14 protein-coding genes are annotated in these 23,131 nt (G+C 44.9%); 12 read left to right on the top strand and 2 right to left on the bottom strand.

What is annotated here, in order from left to right; genetic code table 11:
- Positions 1–6: 6 nt before the first annotated feature.
- Positions 7–4,374, bottom strand: coding sequence for a translocation/assembly module TamB domain-containing protein (locus KUA50_RS05480; protein ID WP_256624321.1), 4,368 nt, complete (start codon positions 4,372–4,374; stop codon positions 7–9).
- A 304-nt stretch (positions 4,375–4,678) separates the two neighbouring features.
- Between KUA50_RS05480 and KUA50_RS05475 the strand changes: the two genes are divergently transcribed.
- The 8 genes from KUA50_RS05475 (at position 4,679) to KUA50_RS05440 (ending at position 12,797) form a co-directional block, all read left to right on the top strand.
- The gene (locus KUA50_RS05475) at positions 4,679–6,034 is read left to right on the top strand and encodes a Na(+)-translocating NADH-quinone reductase subunit A (RefSeq protein ID WP_218457575.1); all 1,356 of its coding nucleotides are present in this window, start codon (positions 4,679–4,681) and stop codon (positions 6,032–6,034) included.
- 18 nt (positions 6,035–6,052) lie between these two features.
- Entirely contained in the window at positions 6,053–7,210 is a 1,158-nt protein-coding gene (locus KUA50_RS05470) for an NADH:ubiquinone reductase (Na(+)-transporting) subunit B (protein ID WP_022109820.1), read from the top strand.
- An 18-nt stretch (positions 7,211–7,228) separates the two neighbouring features.
- Positions 7,229–7,831, top strand: a complete 603-nt coding sequence (locus tag KUA50_RS05465) for an FMN-binding protein (RefSeq protein ID WP_218457574.1) — start codon at positions 7,229–7,231, stop codon at positions 7,829–7,831.
- Between the two features lie 12 nt (positions 7,832–7,843).
- A complete protein-coding gene (locus KUA50_RS05460; RefSeq protein ID WP_118118863.1) occupies positions 7,844–8,470 on the top strand; it encodes an NADH:ubiquinone reductase (Na(+)-transporting) subunit D in 627 nt (208 codons plus the stop codon).
- Between the two features lies 1 nt (position 8,471).
- The gene (nqrE, locus tag KUA50_RS05455) at positions 8,472–9,095 is read left to right on the top strand and encodes an NADH:ubiquinone reductase (Na(+)-transporting) subunit E (protein WP_118118865.1); all 624 of its coding nucleotides are present in this window, start codon (positions 8,472–8,474) and stop codon (positions 9,093–9,095) included.
- 18 nt (positions 9,096–9,113) lie between these two features.
- Positions 9,114–10,388 (top strand): NADH:ubiquinone reductase (Na(+)-transporting) subunit F, encoded by a 1,275-nt coding sequence (gene nqrF, locus KUA50_RS05450; protein ID WP_089542481.1) that lies wholly within the window; start codon positions 9,114–9,116, stop codon positions 10,386–10,388.
- Between the two features lie 201 nt (positions 10,389–10,589).
- Positions 10,590–11,129, top strand: coding sequence for a phosphodiesterase (gene yfcE / locus KUA50_RS05445; RefSeq protein WP_218457573.1), 540 nt, complete (start codon positions 10,590–10,592; stop codon positions 11,127–11,129).
- Between the two features lie 24 nt (positions 11,130–11,153).
- The gene (locus KUA50_RS05440) at positions 11,154–12,797 is read left to right on the top strand and encodes an NAD(P)/FAD-dependent oxidoreductase (protein WP_218457572.1); all 1,644 of its coding nucleotides are present in this window, start codon (positions 11,154–11,156) and stop codon (positions 12,795–12,797) included.
- Between the two features lie 74 nt (positions 12,798–12,871).
- Here the strand turns inward: KUA50_RS05440 and KUA50_RS05435 are convergent, their stop codons facing one another.
- On the bottom strand, positions 12,872–14,437 hold the full coding sequence (locus tag KUA50_RS05435; protein WP_218457571.1) for an ATP-binding protein: 1,566 nt from the start codon (positions 14,435–14,437) through the stop codon (positions 12,872–12,874).
- 397 nt (positions 14,438–14,834) lie between these two features.
- Here KUA50_RS05435 and KUA50_RS05430 point away from each other — a divergent pair, with 397 nt between their 5' ends.
- From KUA50_RS05430 to KUA50_RS05415, 4 genes are all read left to right on the top strand, one after another.
- On the top strand, positions 14,835–17,576 hold the full coding sequence (locus tag KUA50_RS05430; protein ID WP_218457570.1) for a hypothetical protein: 2,742 nt from the start codon (positions 14,835–14,837) through the stop codon (positions 17,574–17,576).
- 25 nt (positions 17,577–17,601) lie between these two features.
- A complete protein-coding gene (locus KUA50_RS05425; RefSeq protein WP_218457569.1) occupies positions 17,602–17,820 on the top strand; it encodes a hypothetical protein in 219 nt (72 codons plus the stop codon).
- A gap of 313 nt (positions 17,821–18,133) precedes the next feature.
- Positions 18,134–19,081: an Rpn family recombination-promoting nuclease/putative transposase gene (locus KUA50_RS05420; protein ID WP_218457568.1), complete on the top strand. Its 948-nt coding sequence runs from the start codon at positions 18,134–18,136 to the stop codon at positions 19,079–19,081.
- Positions 19,082–19,532: 451 nt separating this feature from the next.
- Positions 19,533–22,880: an alpha-amylase family glycosyl hydrolase gene (locus KUA50_RS05415; RefSeq protein WP_218457567.1), complete on the top strand. Its 3,348-nt coding sequence runs from the start codon at positions 19,533–19,535 to the stop codon at positions 22,878–22,880.
- Positions 22,881–23,131 lie beyond the last annotated feature (251 nt).

Here is a 23,131-nt window from a genome sequence, read left to right as displayed (position 1 = left end):
AGATTTTTATTTGCCTATAGTCTTGCCCTTATCTTTGTTCTTCTTCTTTTTCTTTTTGATGCCGAACAGATCCTTCAGACCGTTGAAGTCCTTCTTCATGATAAGGCCGAAGCCCTGGGTGTTCAGACTGTTCTTGGTGAAGTATCGGTCGTTGGTCTGGTTGTACATTCTCACGGCGAGATTACCGTTAGGGAAGATGAGATAACGCAGGTCGAAGTCACCGATAAAGCTCTGGGTGGCATTGGCATTGTCCCTGTAGCCGAACTGTCCGTTGAAGAGCAGACGGTTGTTGAACAGGCGACCGCTCAGAATACCCTCATATTCCGCATTGTTGAAACCCTCGTCTCCCGTAGAGATGTTGGCACCGAAATTCCATTCGTTGCTGTTCACCAGACTGGAGAGTACGGTGTTGATCTGCTGTGAGATGGTACCGCTCAGAAGACTCTGCATGGCAAGCGAAGTCTGACTCTGTTGCGCTGCATTCTCAGTAGCCTGATTGTTCTTCGTCTGTGCATAGAATCTTCCGATACCGAGCAGATAGAGCACCTGCTGGTTCATCTCCTCCTGCGAGTTGATGAGCGAATAGATCATCTGTTTCGCATCGCTGTTTATCGTAGGCAGATCCATCGAGAAATCAACGCTCGGTGCATTTGGCGTGCCCTTGATATTCATGAGACAATCTACGCGGATATTGTTGCTGGAGAACGAGCGACCGATGTTCAAGTCGCTCAGTGGCACTCCATTCACCACGTATTTAGCCTGAAGGTTGAGAGCCGCTTTATATGGATTTCCACCGAAGTTGATGGTTCCTCCCGGCAAGAACTCGAAGTCCTTCTTGATAATGTTCTGGATAGTCAACTTATAAATACCATGATCCACTACATAGTTGCCAAACATATCAAATGAGCCCTTGTTGAAGTAGTTGGCTCTGATTACGCCGTTTCCGTTGAGCGTGATGTAGTCACCGCTCTGTGGGTCCATGAGCAATTTGAGCGTCAGGTTCTGGTTGGTGTTCACCAGGAAGTTGATGCGCATATCCGATTCCATATCGTCATCGTCATCATCCTTTTTCGTGTTCTTGGTGAATGAGAATGGCTTTTCCCACTCAGGTGTAGCATCATTCCAGTGGATGAAACTCTTGTCGCTGATGGCATCCGGACTTGCCACGTTATAAACGAAGATAGAACCGTGCTCCGGTACGGCATCGATGTCGATGACGGTCTCACCGCTCTTGCCGTGTATGCCCACATCTCCCGTAGCATATACCGTGCCGTAGAAGGTGTTATCGCCAAATTCCCGGGTGTCATATCCCAAGAAGTTCTTTGCCTTCAGGTCGAGGTCGTAGCTCAACTTGGTGAGATGCTTATGGTGGATGCCACCGTTTACCACGGCAATGTTGTTGTTGCAGTCGTAGATGGTATCGTTTATCAGCAGGATGTCGTCAGGGATGGCATGAGCACGGAGTCGGTCAAAGTGATATTCGGTGCCCAACTGCTTCATGTGCATCTTACCGCTTACTTCCACGTCGCCCACGAGGTTGATTTTCTTCAGGTCGCCCACTACGTTCACCTTTCCGTGCCCCTGTGCCTCAATATTGTCCATGAAACTGCCGCAGAAGTTCTCCATGAACTTCATGTTGGTTCCGGCAGCCTCAATGCCGAGGTCGATATAGTTGCGCTTCGGAGATACATAACCGTTGATGTAGGTCTGTCGTCCAGGTCCTTCATCAGCAGTAGCCCTGATGTCTATCTGCTCGTCTTCCTTGTTGTAGTTTACGAAGGCGTGGAGTATGCCCATCGGTCCGTTCTCGAAGGTGAAGTCTTGGATGTCCAACTTGGCGTAGGCATCCGGATCCTGGAAGATAGATTTCACGACAGCCTTTCCTGTCGCTTTTCCTGTGAAATCCACCGAGTGGAAGTTGACGAGGTTGAGGATGTATGCCACATCTACGTCCTTGAGGTCAGCCACAATGGAATCCTCCCTGTTAGGGGTTGCCATACCGTTGATGATGACGTGCTGCTTGCCGTGTTTCACTACGAAATTATCCACGGTGAGGTGGTTTTTGTGATATTCCACGGTGGATGCCTTCACGTCCCATTGCGTATTTCCTAACATCAGACTGGAAGGTTTCACGTTGGTCTGTATGGTCATCTGTCCCTGTTCATTCTTTGAGAATCGGGTGTCAGCATTCAGCAAACCGCTTACAGGCAGTTTGGATGAATGGTTGTTATAATTAAGTAATGTGGAGAGCACATTGTCTGCCGCCGCCGCTTTTAGTCTGATTTCCGGAGCCTTCTCGTAAGGCATTCCCTGCGTGATGCGTGCTTCCAGATTGAGCGCATTGGCCTGGGTGGTGAGTTCCACGTTGCCGTTGTGGAATGGTTTCCCGTTATAGCTGAAGAGTGGGGCACTGAGATAGAGGTTCAGCTCATTGCTCTGTTCCGACATGTTTCCGTTGATGTGGATAGGCGAACTGATAGCCAATGGAATGCCCAACATCTTGTTGAGCACCTCGGTGGAGTAGATGTTGCCCTGGAGGGTGAAGTCGTTGTCTCCCTTCGCCTTTGTCTTCTTGATGTCAGGCAGTGTAGGCAGTTTTTCTGCTACCATGTTCTGTATGCTCGATGCCAATGTGGAGAGATTGTATTGTCCTCTGGCATGCAGGCTCATGAAAGGAGCCTCCAGGTCGAGATAACTGTCGCTGCTCTGGTTGTTGGCGCTCAGGTCGATATCGTCGAGACAGTAGTCCTTGTCAGCCATCTTCACGCCGAGAATGGAAGGTTGCAGATGGTCGATATGCGTGTTGATGTCGTATTTGTTGCCCTTGATGGCATAGTTTCCCTCAATGTTCACGCGGATGTTCGGATCGTCGATGGAGGCGAGCCCTTTCATGAGTCCATGATTGTACTGACCGTCCAGACTGATATTGCGGAAACTGTATTTGTTGTAGTCGAATCGGCTGATTTCACCCTTCGCTACCAGATGGTCCTTGTTGCCTTTCACCTCGATGGCAGTAGCCACCTGTCCGAAGGTCTTGTTGGCAAGAATACGGTCGAGGGCGATTCCCTGGGTAGCTATTTTAGCCTGAATATTTTTGCCGTTTTTGGCAAGTTGGATGTCAGCATTTCCAACGCCCATTTCAAGTCGTCCCTTCGAACTGAGTCTGTCGCCGTGTCCGCTGAGGTGACCAACATAGTGGATGCCGCCGAGACGGGTCACTTCTTTAGGAACATTGATTTTCTTACCTAAGTTATGAGAGATGAAGCTGATGCTCTCTTCGGTCAGGTTGAGATTGGCGATATCCACATCCCATGCCGGACGGCTGTTCCAGTCGCTGATTCTTCCTTTTGCCTGCAGATTGATGCTGCCGCTTCCCGTCTTGAAGTTGATTTTCTGGCATCTCAGAGAGGTAGAGGTGCCTGTAAACTGTGTTTCGAAGAACACGGCATCTTCGAAATGGCGGAAGATAGGGAGCAGGCAGGCGATGTCTGACAGGGTGATTTTCGACTGTTCGATACTGCCCGAATATTGCAGAGTAGGCATCACCAACATCCCGTTATCAAATCTGTAAGTGGCATGTATGTCGCCTAAGGTGATATCAGAATGTGGCAACTGCAGTTCAAACTCTTTCAGCGAAGCTTCACGTTTGTTGGCATCCAACTTAAAACCGAGAGAATTCAGTTGAAGCCCTGATTTATCGCGGAACGCTAATTTCTTGATATGCAGATTGATAGCATCATCAGTGATATGGTTTGCAATGATGTGGGTCGAGAGGTCGCTGATGCTGATATGAGCAGGCGAGAATACTCCGGATTTAGAGGCGATATACCGTTTGTCATACTTCACCGCACCATGTCGGATAATCAGACTTCCGATGTGCAGGTCGAGTGGCGTATGCTTGGTGGTATCCTTGGAAGCCAACGAGTCGAGCACAAACTGGAAGTTGTGCTTGCTCTGTGGCGTCTGCTGATACAGGTTGGCTTTCAGACCGAACAGCTGTGCCGAAGCGATGGAAATCTTCTGGTTGAGTAGGGGCAGCAGACTTACCTTTGCTGATATTCTGGACGCATAAATCATGCTGTCGCCTTTCTGGTCGTACATCATCACGTCATCGATGATGATACGGTTGAAGAAACCCAGATTCACGCTTTCCACCGTCACTTTTGTATCGAATTTATCGGCGAGCGCATTTGAAACCTGAGAACCCAAGAAGTGCTGTATTGGAGAGAGGTGTACCAATACAGTGAGCAGAGCATAGACACCTACCAGTGTCCAGATGATGCCGTTGAATATATGTTTTAACTTTTTCAGAGCTTTACTATTTATGTGATTAGCGGCAGAATCGATGTGAATTTTGCAAAGTGTATTTGACAAAATCTTTCGGGCCGCTGAATATTTATTAATTTTTTTGGCAAAAATACTGCTTTTTTATTACAATACCGAATAATTCACCCTTTTTTCTTTCCATTCTTACTTTTTTTTGCTAATTTTGCAGCAATGTTTGCAGTTTTTAATGTATAAAGTCCCACAGATTACACAGATTCCCACAGATTTATCTTCGCAGGCGAAGATGCTGTAAGAAAGATAATTTGTGAGAACTGTAGGAGATAAAAGAAATAGTTTTCAACGAAAGTAATAAGAACGAAAATCAGTTTATATAAATATTTAATATGTAGTTATGGCAAATGTAATTAAGTTACGTAAAGGCTTGGACATTAACCTGAAGGGTAAGGCTTCCAAGGATGTTGCGCTGCAAGTGTCAGAGACTGACGAGTATGCACTCGTTCCTGAGGCTTTTGTAGGTGTTACTCCTAAGGTCGTAGTGCGCGAGGGTGACCATGTCAATGCCGGTGATGCCTTGTTTGTCAATAAGGCATGCCCAGAGGTGAAGTTTGCCTCACCTGTGAGTGGTGTAGTGACCGCCATAGAGAGGGGTGACCGCCGCAAGGTGCTCTGCATCAAGGTGAAGGCCGATGCTAAGCAGACCTCAACGGATTTCGGTAAGAAGATTGTGGATGAGATGGATGGCGACGCTATCAAGCAGGCTTTGCTTGAGGCGGGACTTTTCGGATACATCAACCAGTTGCCTTACGCTGTGTCCACAACTCCAGACACAACGCCTAAGGCAATTTTTGTTTCCACACTTCGTGATATGCCGTTGGCAGCCGACTTTGAGGTGGAGCTTCTCGGCAACGAGCAGGCTTTCAAGACGGGTCTTACCGCATTGAGCAAGATCGCCAAGACTTACCTCGGTGCTGGTGTCAACCAGCCAAATGTGGCATTGATGGCAAGCAAGGAGGTAGAATTGAATGTCTTCGACGGTCCTTGTCCTGCTGGTAATGTAGGTGTTCAGGTCAACCATATCGACCCAGTCAACAAGGGTGAGGTGGTATGGACTGTAGATCCTGCAGCCGTTATCTTCTTCGGTCGCCTCTTCCTTACAGGTAAGGTAGATCTCCGCAAGATGGTAGCAGTAGCCGGTAGCGAAATCAAGACTCCAGGTTATGCTGAAGTATTGGTAGGTACCCCTTTGAGTGCTTTTGTAGCCGATCAGTTGAAAACTACTGAGCACGTGCGAGTTATCAATGGTAATCCTCTGACAGGTACTCAGGCATCACTTGCCTCTTATGTAGGAGGACATACCTCCGAGATTACCGCTATTCCAGAGGGTGACGACAAGGATGAGATGCTGGGCTGGATACTTCCACGCACCGATCAGTTCTCTACATCCCGCAGCTATTTCTCATGGCTTTTCGGCAAGAAGAAGGAGTATGCGCTGGATGCACGTGTGAAGGGTGGTGAGCGCCACATGATCATGAGCGGCGAGTACGACAGTGTATTGCCAATGGACATCTATGGTGAGTATCTCATCAAAGCCATCATCACAGGCGATATCGACAAGCAGGAGCAACTCGGTATCTACGAGGTGAGCCCAGAAGACTTTGCTGTAGCTGAGTTTGTAGATAGTTCCAAGCTCGAACTCCAGAAGATTGTACGTGACGGTTTGAACACCTTGCGTAAGGAGAATGCTTAATTTAATGAATAATAAAAAATGAGTGCATTAAGAAATTATCTCAATAAGATAAAGCCTAACTTCCAGGAGGGAGGTAAGCTTCATGCCTTCGAGAGTGTCTTCGATGGTTTCGAGAGCTTCCTGTACGTGCCTAACACGACAGCGAAGAGCGGAGCCAGCATTCACGACTCTATCGACTCGAAGCGCATCATGAGCTTTGTGGTAATCGCCCTGATTCCTGCATTGCTCTTCGGTATGTATAATGTGGGATACCAGAATTTCAAGGCTGCCGGTACATTGGATACTGCCAGCTTCATCGAGGTCTTCGGCTTCGGATTCTTAGCTGTCCTCCCTAAGTTGCTGGTTAGCTACATCGTGGGTCTCGGCATCGAGTTTGCCTGGGCTCAGTGGAAGCACGAGGAAATCCAGGAGGGTTATCTCGTCAGCGGTATCATCATCCCATTGATTATTCCTATCACTACACCGCTCTGGATGCTTGCCTTGGCTTGCGCCTTCGCAGTTATCTTCTGCAAGGAAATCTTCGGTGGTACAGGTATGAACATCTTCAATGTGGCTGTAGGTGCCCGTATGTTCCTCTTCTTCTCATATCCATTGGCTATGAGTGGTGATAAGGTTTGGATTGCCAAGGATGCCATCTTCGGTCTCGGCAACACCTTGCCAGACGGATTCACAGCGGCTACTCCGCTCGGACAGTTGGCTCAGAACATTACGCCTACCGCTAATCTCTGCGACGCCATCACAGGTTTCATCCCGGGTTGTATTGGTGAGACATCTGTCATCGCCATTGCCATCGGCGCCATTATCCTTCTCTGGACAGGTATCGCATCTTGGAAGACCATGGGTTCCGTATTCGCAGGTGGTATCGTGATGGCGCTTATCTTCCAGGCTCTCGGCATGACTCCTATCGCTTGGTATGAGCACATCGTTCTCGGTGGTTTCTGCTTCGGTGCCGTATTCATGGCTACCGACCCTGTAACCTCTGCCCGTACAGAAAAGGGAAAGTACTTCTACGGATTCTTCATCGGTGCCATCGCCGTTATCGTACGTGTGATGAACCCAGGTTATCCAGAGGGTATGATGCTCGCTATCTTCTTCGGCAATATGTTTGCTCCACTCATCGACTACTGTGTAGTACAGAGCAACATCTCTCGCCGTGCTAAACGTGCAATTAAATAATGTAGGAGGAATGTAGATATGAAGACAAATTCAAATAGCTATACTATTATCTATTCGGTTATCATCGTGGTAATCGTGGCATTCCTGCTCGCATTCGTGTCTTCTTCATTGAAGGCAACACAGGATGCTAACGTGGCACTGGATACTCAGAAGCAGATTCTGAACTCACTCAACCTCCGCGACCTCGACAATGCAACTGCGGCTGCTAAATATAAAGAGGTGGTAAAGGCAGAGAAGGAGAAGGACGGCATGAAGTATTACGAGTGCGAGATTGATGGTCAGAAGAAGACCGTTTACTCCGTAAAGGGTATGGGTCTCTGGGGCGGTATCTCAGGCTTCATCGCCGTAGATGCCGACAACAACACCATCTATGGCGTATATTTCAACCACGAAGGCGAGACAGCCGGACTCGGTGCTGAAATCAAGGACAACCTGAAGTGGCAGCAGAAGTTCCAGGGCAAGAAGATTCACAAGGATGGCGTACCGGGCATCGCGCTCGGCGTTGAGAAAGACGCTCCAGCAGGCGACCCAAATAATGTGGATGCCGTGACAGGTGCTACATTGACATCCGATGGTGTGGATGCTATGCTCAAGGAAGGTCTTGCTAAATTCATTAAATAATTAAGCGATATTATGGCATTATTTAGTAAACAAAATAAGGAGGCATTCATCAAGCCATTGAACGGTGACAACCCTGTCCTCGTCCAGGTGCTTGGTATCTGTAGTGCCTTGGCTGTTACTTCACAGTTGAAGCCAGCCATTGTGATGGGACTTGCCGTTACGATCATCACGGCATTCTCTAATGTGATTATTTCCATCATCCGCAACACCATTCCACAGCGCATCCGTATCATCGTTCAGCTGGTAGTGGTTGCTGCCTTGGTTACCATCGTGAGCCAGGTGTTGAAGGCTTTCGCCTATGATGTGAGCGTTCAGCTCTCAGTGTATGTAGGTCTGATCATCACCAACTGTATCCTGATGGGTCGTTTGGAGGCATTTGCCATGATGAACAAGCCTTGGCCTTCATTCCTCGATGGTGTAGGTAATGGTTTGGGTTATGCCCTCATCCTCGTGATTGTGGGTGCAGTACGTGAGCTTTTAGGCCGTGGTTCATTGCTCGGTTTCCAGCTGATTCCAGAGGGAGCTTACGATTTCGGATATGTTAACAACGGTATGATGACCATGCCAGCCATGGCATTGATTCTCGTTGGATGTGTAATCTGGGTACATCGTGCCTATATTTATAAGGAGGAGAAGTAAGATGGAGCACGCAATTAGTTTGTTTTTCCGTTCGATTTTCGTCGATAACATGATCTTCGCCTACTTCTTGGGTATGTGTTCATACTTGGCAGTATCTAAGAACGTGAAGACCTCTTTGGGATTGGGTCTTGCAGTAACCTTCGTGTTGCTCATCACCGTACCAGTAGATTATCTCCTGCAGACCAAGGTGCTCAGCGCTGACGGAATCTTAGGTGTGGATCTCACTTATCTGAGTTTCATCCTCTTCATCGCAGTCATCGCCGGTATCGTGCAGTTGGTCGAGATGGTTGTAGAGAAGTTCTCTCCATCGCTCTATGCAGCTTTGGGTATCTTCCTGCCATTGATTGCCGTAAACTGTGCCATCATGGGTGCATCACTCTTCATGCAGCAGCGCATCCTGATGGATCCTACCAATACTCAGGCTATCACCTCAGTATGGGATAGCATTGTATATGCAGTAGGTTCTGGTCTCGGTTGGACACTCGCCATCGTGCTGATGGGTGCCATCCGCGAGAAGATGCAGTATTGCGACGTGCCAAAGCCATTGCAGGGACTCGGCATCACATTTATCACAGTAGGCCTCATGGCAATGGCTATGCTTTGCTTCTCAGGCTTGAAAATCTAAAATAGGAGGACTATAGATATGGGTAATACATCATTTATATTGGCTAGTATCGGAGTTTTCCTCGTAGTGATTCTCCTATTAGTTATCATCCTGCTCGTGGCTAAGAAGTATCTCAGCCCAAGCGGAAATGTAAATATCGAAATCAATGGCGACAAGACCATCAACGTGCCTCAGGGCAGCAGTTTGATGACTACGCTGAATGAGAACGGCATCTTCCTGCCTTCTGCCTGCGGCGGTAAGGCAAGTTGTGGCCAGTGTAAGGTTCAGGTGCTCGAGGGCGGCGGCGAGATTCTCGATTCTGAGAAGCCTCACTTCACCCGCAAGCAGATCAAGGACCACTGGCGCTTAGGATGCCAGTGCAAGGTGAAGGGCGACCTGAAGATCAAGGTGCCTGAGAGTGTGATGGGCGTGAAAGAGTGGGAGTGCGAGGTGATCTCCAACAAGAACGTTTCCAGCTTCATCAAGGAGTTCAAGGTGGCTCTGCCTCCAGGCGAGCACATGGACTTCGTTCCGGGTTCTTACGCTCAGATCAAGATTCCTGCATACGACTGCATCGATTACGACAAGGACTTCGACAAGGATCTCATTGGCGAGGAGTACATCGGAGCATGGAAGAAGTTCAACATCTTCTCTCTCAAGGCTCACAACCCAGAGCCTACCGTTCGTGCTTACTCTATGGCGAACTATCCTGACGAGGGTGACATCATCACTCTTACTGTTCGTATCGCTACAACTCCATTCTTGCCACGTCCACAGGTAGGATTCCAGAACGTACCAACAGGTATCGCTTCTTCTTACATCTTCTCATTGAAGCCAGGCGACAAGGTAATGATGAGTGGTCCTTACGGTGACTTCCATCCTAACTTCACTTCAGGCAAGGAGATGATCTGGATTGGTGGTGGTGCCGGTATGGCGCCATTGCGTGCGCAGATCATGCACATGACCAAGACATTGCATACTACCGACCGTGAGTTGCACTTCTTCTATGGTGCTCGTGCGTTGGGTGAGGCTTTCTTCCTGGAGGACTTCTGGGAGCTTGAGAAGGAATTCCCTAACTTCCACTTCCATCTTTCACTCGACCGCAAGGATCCAGTGGCAGATGCTCAGGGCGTGAAGTACTACGAGGGATTTGCTGTTAACTGCATCCGTGATACCTACTTGAAGGATCATGAGGCACCAGAGGATTGCGAGTACTATCTCTGCGGACCTCCAATGTTGATTAAGACCGTAACCGATTATCTGGATTCTCTGGGAGTAGATCCTGAGAGCATCATGTATGATAACTTCGGATAAAGATGATAAAATAAAAGCCGTTGCGCTCATGAGTTGCCTCATGATGCCCAACGGTTTTTTTGTATTGTTAACAGACTTCTTGGCTTGAAATCTTGGCTGTTTGTCGTTTTTTTCCTAATTTTGCATCACGTTATCCGTCACAATGGATCAACAGTGACAGAATCGCATCAAAATAATAGAAATCAAAAGGAAAGAAGAATTATGAAATACCTCTTATTTTCGGATATACATGGCTGTTTGCCAGCATTAGAACGGGCACTCAACTTCTATGAGGCTCAGAAGTGTGATATGATGTGCATCATGGGTGACATCATCAACTACGGTCCCCGCAACCGCATTCCGGAGGGCATCGACCCTAAGGGCATCGTGGAGCGCCTCAATGGTCTGGCAGACCAAATTATCGCCGTACGTGGCAACTGTGATGCAGAAGTAGATCAGATGCTGCTCGATTTCCCTATCATGGAAACCTACGCCCTGCTCGTGGATGACGGCAAGCGATACCTGCTGACCCACGGACATATATATAATAAGGAGAACATGCCTAAGGGACCTTATGATGCCATCATCTACGGCCATTCTCATCTCTGGGAATTGTCGCATTCCGACCGTGCCATCTGCAATACGGGCAGCATCACCTTCCCTAAGGGCGGCAATCCTCCTACCATCGCCACTTTGGAGGACGGCAAGTTCACCATGTACAATTTGGATACATTGGAAGTCATGGCAACCATGGAGGTGTAATCAAAAAAGGAAAATCCTAATAATATGATCGAGGAATATCAAATCAGAATTCTGCCAGAACAGGCAGCGAGCGAGGAAGGCATCAAGCGCTATCTCGCCAAGGAAAAGGGGTTGGATGTGAGAACACTCAACCAGGTGAGAGTACTCAAGAGAAGCATCGATGCCCGCCAGCGCACCATCTTTGTCAATCTCAAGGTGCGTGCCTATATCAATGAGTTTCCGCAGGACGATCAGTATGTCCATACGGAATATCCCGACGTGAGCAGTAAGCCTTGTGTCATCGTGGTGGGAGAGGGACCTGGCGGTCTCTTTGCTTCCCTCAAACTCATCGAATTGGGTTACAGACCGGTGGTTTTGGAGCGTGGCAAGGATGTGCGTGAGCGCAAGAAAGACCTCAGTAATATCACCAAGACCCAGAAGGTGGATGGCGAGAGCAACTACTGTTTTGGTGAGGGTGGTGCAGGTGCCTATAGTGACGGCAAACTTTATACCCGCAGCAAGAAACGTGGTAGCGTGGATAAGATACTGAATGTGTTCTGTCAGCATGGAGCCAATACGAATATCTTAGCTGATGCCCATCCGCATATCGGTACCGATAAGTTGCCGCGTGTCATCGAGAATATGCGCAATACCATTCTCCAATGTGGTGGTGAGGTGCATTTCCAGACCAAGATGACCCGCTTCGTCTTGGAGGGCGACAAGGTGATAGGTGTGGAGGCTGTCAACCTGCAGACGGGTGCGGAGGAAAACTATCGTGGACCAGTGATTTTGGCTACCGGTCATAGTGCCCGTGATGTGTATCGCTATCTCGCTTCTTCCAAGATAGAGATTGAGGCGAAGGGCATTGCGGTGGGTGTCCGTCTGGAGCATCCTTCCCAGATCATCGATCAGATACAGTATCACAACAAGAACGGTCGTGGCAAGTATCTGCCTGCAGCCGAATACAGTTTTGTAACCCAGGTGGATGGCAGGGGTGTATATAGTTTCTGTATGTGTCCGGGCGGTTTTGTGATTCCTGCAGCTACGGGTCCGGAACAGCTTGTGGTCAACGGCATGAGTCCGAGCAACCGTGGTACGGCATGGAGCAATTCGGGCATGGTGGTGGAGACGCATCCTGAAGATGTAGCGCCATTTGTGAAGGATCATCAGGCAGTGTTGGAGGAAATCGAACTTCGCAGACAGGAGGATTCTTCACTCTTCACTCCTCACTCTTCCCTCCAAATGATGTATTTCCAGGAGATATTGGAGAAACAGTGCTGGCAGCAGGGCAACATGAAGCAGACGGCGCCATCTCAGCGCATGGCCGACTTCGTGAACAACCGTTTGAGTTACGACCTGCCTAAGAGCAGTTATGCGCCGGGTCTGGTATCCAGTCCGCTTCATTTCTGGATGCCGTCATTTGTGAGCAAGCGTCTGCAGGAAGGATTCAAGACATTCGGCAAGAATGCGCATGGATTTCTGACCAATGAGGCGATACTGATAGCGACGGAGACTCGCACCTCTTCTCCGGTTCGCATTGTTCGCGACCGTGAAACCTTGCAGCATGTCCGCATCCAGGGTCTCTTCCCTTGTGGTGAGGGAGCTGGCTATGCTGGTGGCATCGTTTCAGCAGGCGTGGATGGAGAGCGCTGTGCCGAAATGTGTGCGCAGTATATGGAGCAGCTGTGATTTAAAATAATCAAATATAAAAAACACCTGAGCATCATTTCGCTGCTCAGGTGTTTTTGTCGGAATATTTAGGCTTACATCACGTCTTCTATTTTCCAATCTGTAATATTATGTGTAGCGACATCAAAGTTGATGCCTACCTTTACGATTGGCAAGCCACATAGAGCAAAACGTTTAGGATATTCCTTGAGGTCAATCTGCTTCATCGCTGCAGCTGCATCCTTATTGAGTTTCAACTCAAAGAGATAGAGATGCGTAGCTGTTCTCAGTACCATATCCACTCTTCCTGACGGAGTGCGAACTTCTACGTCCACGTAATTATCAAGAATAGAGAATATCACATACATCATCTGCTGATAATGCCCCTCTGAATCCGCATTGTTGCAATACGGAACCGTGGCAAGAAAAGCTTGAAGCATCTGCAAAGCACCATTCATATCATTACGGCGAATAAGAGCCGACATCTTTGCGATGGTGGTTGCTCCCTTAGGCGTAGTCATACCTATATAATTAGGTAAGAGACTACGATATAATCCAACACGGATTTCTTTGTTTGGGATATCAAGCGTGAAAAGCTCAGTTTCAGGGTCGTATCCTTTTATAGTTATATAACCACTTTGATACAGTAAAGGCATGATGGACACCATCATTTCGGTCGGTGCGTCAAAGTCTGACTTGTCAGCCTCACAACGTCCTATATCAGAAGGCATTACCTGAAATTTCTTAAGCATTTCTATCAGATAGGTAGGTGTGCCAGAAGTAAACCAATAATAATCCAACTTACTTTTAGCCATAGCATTCAGCAGACTATAGGGGTTGAAAATATCTGGTGACTGAGCTGCAAAATGATAACCGTCATAAAACTCTCGCAATGCATCAAGAGTCTGAGTTCGGGTTAGATTCATCTTAACTGCCAAAGCATCAACATCTGCTGACATCTGAGTCTCCAATTCCTCCTTGGTAATACCGCAGATTCCAGCGTACTCATGATCCATGCTGATATTGGTGATATTATTGAGTTCACTGAAGATGCTCATCTGCGAAAATTTAGTGATACCTGTCAGGAAAACAAAGCGAAGCATAGGTTCGCAATCCTTCAAAGGACTATAGAAATTACGCATCACATTGCGCAAATCTTTCAAATGAGAATCTTCATGCACAACATCAAGTAGGGGAGCATCATACTCGTCAATGAGTACAACCACCTGCTTGTCAGTTTGCTGATAAGCTTTAATAATTAAATCTGCCAAACGGGTATTAGGATCCTGACGTGGAGTATCAATACCAAAAAGTTTCTCCAGTTTATTCAATTCGAAATCCAAATATCTTTCCAGCTGGTCTTTCTCCATGTGTTTACCGCCAGCCATGCTGAAATGCAGGACAGGATATTCCGTCCAGTCCTTTTCCAACTTTTCAATAGCGAGTCCTTTGAAGAGTTCCTTCTTTCCCAGAAAATAACTCTTAAAGGTAGAAACCAATAGTGACTTTCCGAAACGGCGTGGACGGCTTAAGAAGAAATGTTTTCCTCCGCTATGAGTCATGCGATAGACATATTCCGTCTTATCAACGTACAGCAGATTTCGGGTGATGATTTCCTCGAAAGTCTGGATTCCTACTGGATATAATTTCAATTCTGCCATGGTTTGTTCTTTTAAGTTTCTGGTGATAATACCTTATCAGCCTATTTGCTTTTGCAAAGCTAATCATTTTATTCGGAATAACAAAGGGAATTGGCTAAAAAATGCCGATTGTGCAAACGTTTGCATGGTAATATATGTATAAAATTAGAGGAAAAATGTGCAGGTTTCGGAAAAAAAAGTTAATTTTGCCGCAATAAAGTAAGTATAATAAAAGTTTCTAACTAAGTAATGGATATTGCTAAAAGCATGTTCATCTTAAAAAATAGACAAAGTTAAAAATAGCGTATAAGTTCCTAAAAGAAGTGATGATTACCTAACAGAAAAGTACAAGGTCATCTAGCTGCTCAAAGAAGCTTAGAACAATATATAAATAATAACTTAACTAAATAAATAAAAGATGAAAAGATTTTTTATGTTTTTAATGGCGGTTTGGGCATTATTGTCCATATCGCAAACGGTAAAGGCAGCCGATGATGTTTATTTAATGACAGCTGAAAGCATCAATGGTGCCGGGGGAAGCTACGATATCCCTAGTAATCATAAAATGGATTTGGAGTCCGGTGATACTTATAAAATTAAAATCGAAAGTAATAGCGCTGATGAATTTTACTTTCGAGTAGGTGTTAACAGCTCGCCCCAAAAACAGTTTTACCCTTCAATGAATGGTGAACTTCTCGAAATTAATGAGGAAGGGGGCTCAAGTTTATATAAAAGTGCTGAACAAGGAACTTCGTCCAGTAATACCTGGAAGGTTTCTTTTGATAAAAATGCTTATGAGTACATTACTATTCATGTTGTTATTAAAGGCGAAACAAAAGTATGGGTTGATGGTAAGAAAAAAGATAGTGGTACTGTAACTCCTCCTACTCCTTCTGGTGAAAATCCAATTGCAAATCGTAAATACAGCGAGGGTTATTATCTTGTAGGTAACTTCTTCAACTTTGATGGTGAAACAATCAACTATAAAGATGCTGTGTTTAAATTCCAGGAGCAAAAAAAAGATGCAGAAGATAATGCCGTTTATATGGTGCAAATTCCTGCAACTCTTACTGCAAAAGCTCAGGTAATGAGTGTGGACGCAACAGGAACTCCTGTTGCTGTTTATGGCCCTGGTAAGAATTCCACAACTATTATTGATAATACTAATCCTGTAATGGGTGAGGATCATACAGCAACTCTCGTCTTTAATAATTTGGAAAAAAGTGAGGATATTTCAGAAAAAGATGGAAACTACTGGAATATGAAAAGCCGTAGAACAAAAACTACCGAAGGTGGTCAAGATGGTTCTTATACTATTTATCTTACAATTGGCCATCTTAAGAAAGAGCCAAGTTCGTTGACAATCAAATATGATGATATGAAGCGTGTTGCTTATTATCTGAGTACAGATGAGGAGGCTACAGCTATGACTTTAACTTCTGACAGAAAAAATTATAATGTACTATCCGATCAAGGAAATTTCTATGCTGGTAAATTTTATGGTAATTTGTATGCACAAGAGGGCTCTGAGTTCTATGCGATTTCTAATGCAATGAATCAAGATAAGAAAGAAAATATTTTTGATGAGTATAAAAATCAAGTAGTGTATCTGGAAAATATTCTTTCTACTTATCCAAAGTTGTTCTTGTGGGGTAATGGAGGTAAGCCTCTAAAAACCACAGACAACAAAATTAATGCTAAAAATGGAACTTTTAAATTAAATGATGATGTTGTAGGTGTTTCGTCATGGGAATTTAATAGCAATAAAGGCAATAATAATCATAATGAGTTATGGGGAAATACTGGTGGAGAGGTTCTAAGTACAGGTCGTAAAACTATTACTTCCCTCTCAATGGTAGGTACAGCTATTCCTGGTACTACTACTGCAGATGGTGAATGGAATTGGGGTTCTGATGTTGCTGATATGGATTTTGATGTTTCAGAGAACTGCTATAAGTTGACCATAGCTACTACTGAAGACAATAAGAACAAGCCATTCCGCTTTGTCGGTAATCATACACAGGCAATCAACTGGTTTGAAAATGGTACAAATCCAGAGGATAAGGCAGCAATTTATCCTTATGATGAAACTGCTCCAGTAGGTCATAAAGCTTCACGTTCTGATCCTAATGAGGTTTCTTATACAGAGAGTGGTCTGACAGAAAGTACGGATGAAAATCTCAATATCATATGGAACCGTCCTGCTGGTACTTGGACAGTAAGATTCTACATCTATACTTCTACTGTGGGAGGTAATTCATCTTACAGATATTTCTATACTATTTCAAAGAACCGAGATTTGGAACTTCGTGATTTTAAAGATGTAGTTTACATGTCTGAGGAAAATGTTCGTAATATTAAGAATAAAGGTAATTATCAATACTTCAGAACATGGAGTGATAAAACGGCTTGGAAGCGTCCTAAGAATGTGGATGTCTTTGTTGTATCGGAGGTTACTGCTGCAGATGCAAATAACCACGTAGGATTTAAATTGAAGAATATTAATAATTTTGATACTTCTGAAGATGTTATTCCTGCATATACTGGTGTAATCTTGGCTTTGAAGGAAGATATTAAAGTTCCTGGTGCTGTGTTCCATAAGAGAAAGTCTTTGATTACTTATAATACTTTGGTTATTCCACTGGAAGAGGCAACTAATAAGAAGTTGAAATATACTGGAGACAATCGCTTGGAAGAATGTGTTATAGCTAAGAATATTCCTACAGCGGATGAAGAAAATGTTAATTATCTCTTTGGATTCTATCATGCAATTCATGGTTTAGGCTTGGATAACGCAATAGACAAACAAGGTTATAATCAAAACGATTATCTTTTGGGATTCTGGATTTCCAATGGTAAGGGCTTGACCTATGCAAATAGTAGCTATCTTTCTATAAAGAAAGCAATAGCGGAAAAGCTCAATTTGGGTACGAGCAATGATTTTAGTGCGCTTCAAAACCAGTCAGGTAGTGCAAAGAAAATCCCTGCACTCTTCTTTGATTTCGGTGCTGTAGATAATGACGTTACTGGAATACAGGGGGTAGTTGAATCTAAAACAGTGCTTGACGGTAAGTATTATACCTTGAGTGGACAGCAAGTGGAACACCCTACGGTAGGTGGCATTTACATCCACAATGGTAAGAAATACGTAATTAAATAATATTGGATAAGTAAAAACTGAAGATATGAAAAAGAAGTATATAATTCCACAGATGACTATGGTTACTTTTGCGGGAGAAACTTTCTGTGAAGGATTCAATGGGGCATCTGGACTTAACAACTCAGATCAAAGCCATTACGGTGGAACTGGTGCCAAGGAAAACGACTTCTCTTCTTGGGATTACGATTTCGATGAGGAGGAAGATACTGAATCTAATTTCAAGAGCAAGTCGCTCTGGGATTAAATGAAAATTCAGATGAAATGAGTTTGAAACAAAAATATACAGAGTTTATATAACAAACTTTTATTAATCATCTTTTACTAAAGTTAGACGAGGGTTGCAGGGATGCAATCCTCGTTTTTCGTTTAGCAGGTTGTTAGTGAGGGGGATGGGGCAGATTTCTATAATTCATAAACGTCATAACTCATTGAATATGGGAGAATCTTTTTTCTGAGTAATTTGCTGATAACTTGAAGGATTCTTGCTGTTTTTTTTGGTATTTTCGATAAAATAGCTTATTTTTGCATCACATTTCAGTTAAACGTTTTAAAAGGAGATGAATATGAAACGGATAGAAGAACGATATATTAGCTTGCTTACCGATTTCGGTTTTAAGCGTATCTTTGGAACAAAGCCTAACAAGGATTTGCTCATCAATTTCTTGAATTCACTGTTTGATGGTTTTCAGGTCATTAAGGATGTGAAGTACTTGAATAGTGAGCACGTTGGTGATGTCTTTGCCGAGCGCAAGGCCATCTTTGATGTTTATTGCGAAAATGAGCATGGTGAAAAGTTCATCGTTGAAATGCAGAATGCTTATCAGAAGTACTTCAAGGATCGTTCTTTGTTCTATTCTACTTTTCCTATCCGTGAGCAGGCTCCAAAAGGGGCAGAATGGAACTTCAAACTTGAACATGTATATACAGTTGCTCTGCTGAACTTCGACTTGGAAGAAGAGGCATTTGACAAGAATGATATCAACCATGATGTAGGCTTGCTTGATAAGAAGACTTTTAAGGTTTTTAATGACAAACTTTCTTTCAAGTATGTTGAGATAGCGAAGTTCAACAAGACAGAGGAGGAGCTTGACACGCTTTATGATAAGTGGTTGTATGTATTGAAAAACCTTTCCCGATTGGATAAGCGTCCTGCTGCCTTGAAAGAGAAAGTGTTTACTAAACTCTTTGAGGAGGCCGAGATTGCGAAGTTCACCCCAACAGAGCTGAAAGAATATGAGGATAGTTTGAAGGCTTACCGTGATGTCAAAAACTCTATAGATACGGCTTTGGAAAAGGGTCGTGAAGAAGGTATGGCGGAAGGAATGGCTAAAGGAATGGAAAAAGGAATGGCTAAAGGAATGGAAAAAGGAATGGCTAAAGGAATGGAAAAAGAAAAGCAATCCACAGCTCGCCGCCTTCTTTCAATGGGTCTTTCTGAAGAGCAAGTATCAACGGCCACCGAGCTTCCACTGGAGGTAATCCGGAAATTGAGTGAACAAGCCTGAACTGGCTGAACTTTCAGAAAATCATATAAAAATGAGGAAAGAATATGAGGATAGTTTGAAGGCTTATCGTGATGTCAAGAACTCTATAGATCCGGTTATCTGACCATCAAGGATTATGACGAGGGTGTTTATACTTTAGGTATTCCTAACTTTGAAGTAAGGAAAGCACTTAAAGAATTACTTTAAGCATTTTTTAGGTTTAAATACTACACCTCTCTTAAACCATTACTTTATGGTCTAAGAGAGGTTTTTAATTATGCAAACTTTTGGGCGGAAATCTTTGAAAGATTCTATGCAATCGATTGCATAATAATATTTTACGTTCTAGTGCAATCGATTGCATATAAAAAGTGTGGGTTAAGCGCTTGTTTATTTGCTGTTTACACCTTTTGTTATTATATTTGCAAACAAATGATAAATAACTAAATATCTTAACTTAACAACACAATTTATGAGAAGGTTTACTAAGAAGCTTTGGACGGCATTGCTGCTCCTTCTGGTCTCAATGCAGTCGATGGCGACGGATGTCTTCACATCTAATCGTACAGACTTCCGAGACGAAAGTATCTATTTCATGATTACCACACGTTTCTACGATGGTGATCCTGCTAACAATGTGCTCTGCTGGGATAACCAGGAAGCACAGAAGAGTACCAAGGACCCTTGTTGGCGAGGTGACTTCCAGGGTGTGATCGACAAGCTTGACTACATCAAGGCGTTAGGTTTCACTGCCATCTGGATTACTCCTGTCGTACAGAATGCGTCCGGTTATGACTACCACGGCTATCATGCTTCGGATTTCTCCAAGGTAGATTGCCGTTATCAGAGCGGTGACGGCAAAAAGAGCGGTGACGTGATGTTCCAGGAACTCATTGACAAGGCTCACAAAAAGGGTATCAAGATTATCCTCGATATCGTGCTCAACCACTCCGGTAACTTCGGTGAGGAGAAGCTCTGCAAGGAGTTCGACCGCGATACACGTCTTCGTAATCAGGCAGACATCAATGCTTGTATGATTCCTAATCCCGAAACATTAGGTAGTGACTATCCAAGTCTTTTGCCTACGGCACAGTATCAGCGTCGTCTTGCCCTGATGAAGAATACAGATGGCAATAACCACGATATACACAACTATTGGCATCATACAGCCAACAACTGGAACTGGGACTTCCCAAGCCGTTGGATGGGTCAGATTGCTGGTGACTGTGTGGATCTCAACACAGAGAACGACTACGTGGCTAAGTATCTCGTAGATTGCTATGGACAGTTTATCAAGATGGGTGTCGATGGTTTCCGTATTGATACATCCGGCCACATCTCCCGCTTGACATTCAACAAGGAGTTCATCCCTAAATTTGTAGCTCTCGGTAAGAAGTACGAGGACAAGCGCTTGAACAAGGCACCTTTCTTTATGTATGGTGAGGTTTGTACACGTATGAACGATGTAACCTACAGAGGTCAGGCCAATCTTTCTTGCTACTTCTATACCTGGAAGTCGGATCAGTCCTTGCTTGATGCTTGGGATGGAAGCCAAAGCTACTGGGATAATCAGGTGATTCCTGAGGGTTCTGAGCCTGTGGGTCCACAACAGCTTTGCTTGAAGGAGACAACTTCTCCACAGAGCAACAATGCCAAGATGATCAATGGCGCATGGCACGAGCCAGACTATTCTCAGGCAAGCGGATTCAACGTCATTGACTTCCCTATGCACTACAGCTACAACACTGCCCAACAGGCTTTCGGCATGGCAAGCGGCGATGAGTGCTATAATGACGCTACTTTCAATGTGGTATATGTAGATAGCCATGACTATAGTCCAGGTCCTAGCGATACCAACCGTTTCGGTGGTACAGATGCTCAGTGGGCTGAGAACCTCTCTCTCTTGTTTACCTTCCGTGGAATCCCATGTCTCTATTATGGTTCTGAGGTTGGTTTCCGTCGTGGTAAAGTAATTGATAAAGGTCCTAATGGTCCTCTTTCTAACACCGGTCGTGCTTACTTCGGTGGTTATATCACAGGTGATGTAGAAGCATCAGACTTCGGTGAATACAAGGCTTCTGGTAATGTGGCTGCTACTTTGAATCATGATTTGGCTCAGCACCTCATCCGTTTGAACAAGATTCGTCAGGCTGTTCCTGCTCTCCGTAAGGGTCAGTGGACTACAGATGGTTGTAAGGCCAATGGTGGTATCGCTTTCAAGCGTGCTTATAAGGACAACTATGCACTCGTAGCCCTCAATGGTGGTGCTACTTTCACAGATTGCCCAGATGGTACTTATACAGACTTGGTAACAGGCAAGACTTACACAGGTCCTACTATCACCGTTGATGCTCCTAATAATCAGGGTCAGGTTCGCGTACTCGTGAAAGACTGGAAGGGTGGCAAGCTCATTGATGATGGTGCTTTCATCTACGATACAACAGCCAAGTCTCTGGGCGGTCAAAAATATGATGGTAATGAAGAGGCTGGTACAACTTGGGTTGACGAGGCTCCTCTTCAGCCAGTAAGCGTTTCTCTTTCTCCAGCTGGTGGTACTTTCCGTACCAATACGATAACTGTTACCGCAAAACTCTCTGAAGATGCCTTGTCTGGTTGGTACCAGATAGAGGGTCAGGACAAGGTAGATTTGACTCCTGGTAAGGCTGCTACCTTCACTATCGGCGAAGGCATGAACTTCAAGGACACCAAGACTGTGACTTGGAGCGCTACAAGCTCTGAAGGCGAGAAGACTGGTAAGGTTACTTATACCAAGGTAGATCCTAACGCAGCTATCACCGTATATGTAAAGGCAGACAAGTCTCCAACTATCTATGCTTGGGTTCCTGGTACTCCAGCCAAGGAGTTGACAGGTGCATGGCACGGTAAGACCATGGATGGTCCTGAAGAGATTGGTGGTGTCAACTACTGGTACAAGACTTTTGATGGAGTAGAGAGCTTCAATGTGATTCTGAATAATGGTAATGACAAGCAGTCAAGTGACATCACTGGTATCACAGGCGATATCTACTTGGAGTATGACGGTGGTTCAAGTGTCAAGACGCTCGATGCTCCTGTCAACACAGCAGCCAAGGTTACTTTGAGTCCTAATGGTGGTGACTTCCAGAAGACTATCTCCGTAACTGCCACATTGAGCAACAATGCCAAGAGCGGTTGGTATAAGATTGGTGATGGCGAGCAGGTGGCTCTTACCCCTGGTAAGGCTGCTACCTTCACTCTCGGTGCTGACATGATGGAAGGCGAGAGCCAGACTGTAACTTGGAGCGCAACCAATGCAGATAACGAAACCAAGACAGGTTCTGCTACCTTCAACAAGACGAAAGAGATCGTTATTCCTACTCCAACAGGTATCTATGCTTACTTCCTCGCTCCTGCTAACTGGAATGACATCCACGTATGGGCTTGGAATGATACAGACAACTTTACTGGTGGTAACTGGCCAGGTGTAGCATGTACCAAGACTGGTGAGAAGAAGAATGGTCTTGATGTTTGGATGTGGAAGTATGATGGCGATTTGACAAGTACTCCTACCAAAATCATCTTCAATAACAATGGTAATGCTGAAAACCAGACAGGTAATTTCGATTTCGTAAACGGTGCAGTTTATAATCGTGACGGTAAGACCAACGAGTCTATCTCAACAGGCATCAACCAGGTAGGTAGCAAGAAGGCTCCTGCTAAGTTGAAGATTTATTCTATCAATGGTCAGAAGGTAGCTGAGGTAGGCAGCATGGCAGATGCTGAGTACATCCTCGCTCCAGGTGTCTATGTTTGCGGTGGCAAGAAGTATGTCATCAAGTAATCATAAACCCTCTTTAAATACTTAGGGATATACGTTCTCTCTGAGAGATACTAATATATCAATTTTTAATTAATCAAAGTAATAAGTTTTCCGGTCGGGCTCTTTGGTAGAGCTTGACCGGTTTTTTGTTTCGTTTGTTTTCCTCCTCTGAATTGTATTTCGTCAAATTCATCGAAATCTGCACGAATTGTGATAAAAAAGATAAAACTTTTCGTCATTTACAATATCTTTTGTATCTTTGCACCAAACAA

The organism is Segatella hominis, from assembly GCF_019249725.2.
Taxonomy (GTDB): Bacteria; Bacteroidota; Bacteroidia; order Bacteroidales; family Bacteroidaceae; genus Prevotella.
The sequence above is the reverse complement of the archived record's forward strand: the minus strand, read 5'-3'. Positions and strand labels throughout refer to the sequence as shown.